Origin of the sequence: Paraclostridium sp. (assembly GCF_051657365.1) — a bacterium.
GTDB lineage: Bacteria > Bacillota > Clostridia > Peptostreptococcales > Peptostreptococcaceae > Paraclostridium.
This window is the reverse complement of record NZ_JBOFKN010000132.1, coordinates 1-3280: the sequence shown is the minus strand read 5'-3', so window position 1 is coordinate 3280 and position 3280 is coordinate 1. Positions and strand designations below refer to the sequence as shown.

Annotated in this window: 5 protein-coding genes; all 5 read left to right on the top strand. The window is 53.7% G+C overall.

All coding sequences use genetic code 11. The features are described 5' to 3' along the window. A partial coding sequence (locus tag ACRCYC_RS09575) for a hypothetical protein (protein ID WP_438618916.1) occupies window positions 1-200 on the top strand: 200 nt, incomplete at its 5' end. Next, complete coding sequence (locus tag ACRCYC_RS09570) at window positions 193-1275, top strand: replication protein (protein ID WP_438618914.1); 1083 nt, start codon at window positions 193-195, stop codon at window positions 1273-1275. The genes ACRCYC_RS09575 and ACRCYC_RS09570, both read left to right, overlap by 8 nt. Next, window positions 1272-2651, top strand: coding sequence for a replicative DNA helicase (locus ACRCYC_RS09565; protein WP_438618913.1), 1380 nt, complete (start codon window positions 1272-1274; stop codon window positions 2649-2651). The genes ACRCYC_RS09570 and ACRCYC_RS09565 overlap by 4 nt, the downstream gene beginning before the upstream one ends. Beyond that, window positions 2648-2833, top strand: a complete 186-nt coding sequence (locus ACRCYC_RS09560) for a hypothetical protein (RefSeq protein ID WP_302981506.1) — start codon at window positions 2648-2650, stop codon at window positions 2831-2833. The genes ACRCYC_RS09565 and ACRCYC_RS09560 overlap by 4 nt, the downstream gene beginning before the upstream one ends. 184 nt (window positions 2834-3017) lie before the next feature. Continuing rightward, window positions 3018-3280: hypothetical protein (locus tag ACRCYC_RS09555; RefSeq protein WP_438618912.1), on the top strand; the 263-nt coding region annotated here is incomplete at its 3' end.

Genomic DNA, 3280 nt, shown 5'->3' with positions numbered 1-3280 from the left:
GGAGTGAACAGGCCATGAGTATTGAATCGTTATCTTCTGGGGTGGCGGTGAAAGCTAAGAAGCCTGCGCGCTCTAAGAAGCGAGCAGTAGAACAGGCTCAAGGCCCTGATGGTTTAGTCGTCATAGCCAGCCGTAACCATGCCTTTGGCCTTGAATTCGCTAAGCGTTTTCGTGCCGCTAAGGAGCTGGCTCATGGGTAACGTGGTTCGCGTTGATTTCAGCCATCAGCCTGAGCCGACAGGAGGGCGCGTGGCTGATCTTGATGATGGGTACACCCGCATCGCTAACGAGCTGCTAGAGGCGGTAATGGCTGCTGATTTAACGGCACGCCAGATGAAGGTCTTGATGGCGATTATCCGTAAAACATACGGGTTTGGTAAGAAGCTTGATCGCATTACCAATACGCAGATTTCGTCAATGACTGGCATTCACCACACGCACGTTTGCACAGCGAAAAACGAGATGATTGCGATGAATATCATCGTAACCAAGGGTCGTGAAATTGGCGTTAACAAGGCCATTTCTGAGTGGAATTTCGACATTAGCCAACCTAGCAAAACATTAGCTGACTCGGCTAATAAAACATTAGCCAACTTAGCTAACGATGTTTCGCCAACTCGGCTAAACACAAAAGAAACTATTCAAAAGAAAGAAAGAAAAGATCCCCCCATAACCCCCCAAGGGGAAACTTTGGGCGCTGCAGAGGTTCTTGGTTTTTACCAAGAGCAGGTTGGCAGCACCAAGTGCCGGCGCACTGCTGAGATCGAAATCATCCTGAACGCAGGTTATTCGGTTGAGGACTGCAAGCTGGTTATCCGTTGGGGCTTGGCTAACTGGCGTCGTGGTGGCAAGAGCTACGCCAACCTGAACAACCTGTTCCGCAAGACTCGCTTTGATGGGTATCTGGCTGACGCGGATGTTTGGGCGCAAGGCCAGACCGATCGCAACCCTGCACCGTGTCCGCACCAAGAAATCATTGGGCTGTGGAACAAGCAATTCAGCTGCCGCCAGATTGAGTTATTCCAGTGGACCAAGAACCGTCCGGCCTACCGGAACCTTGAGCGTGTCTGGAATGAGAAAAACAACAAGGGGCGTGATCGCGACTTGGGTCAAATCGAGAAGCTGTTCTCGCTGCTGGCGGCATCAACGCTGACGGCCGACCTGCCGAACAAGGCTTGGTTAACTCTGGATTGGATTTTAGAGCCTCGGAACTGGGCGCGCTGCTACGAGCAGATCACCCGTGAATACAAACAACGCAACGGACTGCAATCATGAAAAACCATTTCACAGACACGAGTTTGGAGCAATCGGTTATCGGTGGCTTGATGCTGCCAACGGGTAACGGCACCCCATCGGATACGGTGTTTGATGTTCTGGAAACGGTAACGCCTGGCGATTTCGCAAACCATGCGCACGGCCTGATTTTTAGCGCCATGCAGGGGATGCTTGAGCGTGGCAGCAGCATCGATGTGATCACGGTGGCTGATGAGTTAACCCGCCGCAACCAGCTGGATGATGCCGGTGGCTTTGGGTATCTGGCCGAGGTGAGCAAGAACACGCCGAGCGCTGCCAACTTGCCGGAATACGTTCGCCGCTTGAAGGATAACTCGCTGGGTCGCCGCATGCAGACAGAGCTGATCCGTGCTGGTCAGGTGCTGGTGGCGCGTGATGGCCGAGCGATGACCGAGAAGGTGGGGGATGTTCAGGGGCGTATTTCCGCCGTGGAGTCTGTGCAAGCTGATGGCGCGGTTTCGATTTTGGATTGCTTGGAGGAGGTGGTTGCCGATCTCGAGAGCAGCTTCCGAGGTGATGACAATGAGAACGCGATTACGCTTGGCCTGCCGGATATTGATCAGGCGCTGGGCGGTGTGAACCCGACTGACATGATCGTGGTGGGTGGTCGCCCGTCTCACGGTAAAACCACGGTGCTGACGACCATCTGCGAGCATATGTCCGTACATCATAATTATCCGGTGTTGATTTTTAGCCTTGAGATGTCTCGCAAGCAGCTGGCAGAGCGAATGATGTTTCACTTGGCCAAGGCCAGAAAGAAAGACGTTCTCGGCCAAACCCAGATGAACAGTGACGAGGCTTGGGGGCGTGTTGGCAATGCAATTGGCGCGATGACCGGCAGCACCATCATGATCGATGACCGTGGCCGCATGACTATCAACGATATCCGCGCTGAGGCTCGCCGCGTTGCGAAGAAATACGGGAAGCTGCGCGCCATCATGATCGACTACATCCAGCTGATTGACACGTCAGGTGCGCCTACCCAGCTGCAGGGGGTGTCCGATATCTCCAAGGGCATTAAGCGCCTGTGCAAAGAGCTGGAAACGCCGGTTATTGCGTTGTCCCAGTTGAGCCGTGATGTAGAGAAGCGGGTAAACAAGCGTCCGGTTAACTCAGATCTGCGGGAGTCTGGCCAGATTGAGCAGGATGCCGACCTGATTTTCATGGTTTACAACGAAGAAAAATACGATCCGCTCACGCCGTTGAAGGGCATTACCGAGCTGATCTGCACGAAGTCCCGCCACGTGCCGGGTGCCGAAAAGGCGTATCGGTTTGTGAACACCCACGGCGGCCTTGATCCGCTGAGTGATTCATTCGCCACGCAGAGCCGCGGCGCAGCACAGGAGCTTGAGTTATGAGTTTGGTCACGCTGATAGCAAGCCGTCAACGCTGCTGGCGCATGCATGAACTGCGCAAGCATACGGGGTTAAGCCGTGTTGAGCTGCAAAAGCAGCTGGTGGCAGGGATGAAGAAAGGGAAGGTCAGCCAGCAGTTACTGACCACAGGTGAAACGGTGTATTTCGCGAGGGTGCAAGGATGAGCGGAGTCATTGGGTTAAGTGTGTTGGTCATGGCGCTGGTGGGTGTGTTGTTTGTGTTAACTCGCAGCCGTGACGAGGTTGTTAGTGCGGCAGATGAGCTGGGCGCATGGGATCAGGATATTCAGTCAGCACGCGAACTGCGCAAGCTGGCATCACGTTTAAAGGCAGCGCGGGGTGTGCGGAAATGAGTAACGAGAATCAATTAACAGAGTCACAACTCTTCACTATCGAGGCGCTGAATAAAATTCAGGGTTTTGTGTGGCCTGAGGGGGCTAGGTTTGCGGCCATGGATTTCGACTCCCCTACGGTTGCGTTCTATGCGGTTAGCACTCAGCCATCCGGTAGTTCATTCCATGAATATGGCTACATCAATGGCTGCTATACGGTCACTTACAGTAAGCACCCAGACTGGCGCAATTCCATGATAAGCAAGGAGCAATTCTATAG

Coding starts and splice junctions, on each gene's coding strand:
- ACRCYC_RS09570 (WP_438618914.1), top strand. CDS start 193: ATGGGTAACGTGGTTCGCGTTGATTTCAGCCATCAGCCTGAGCCGACA.
- ACRCYC_RS09560 (WP_302981506.1), top strand. CDS start 2,648: ATGAGTTTGGTCACGCTGATAGCAAGCCGTCAACGCTGCTGGCGCATG.
- ACRCYC_RS09565 (WP_438618913.1), top strand. CDS start 1,272: ATGAAAAACCATTTCACAGACACGAGTTTGGAGCAATCGGTTATCGGT.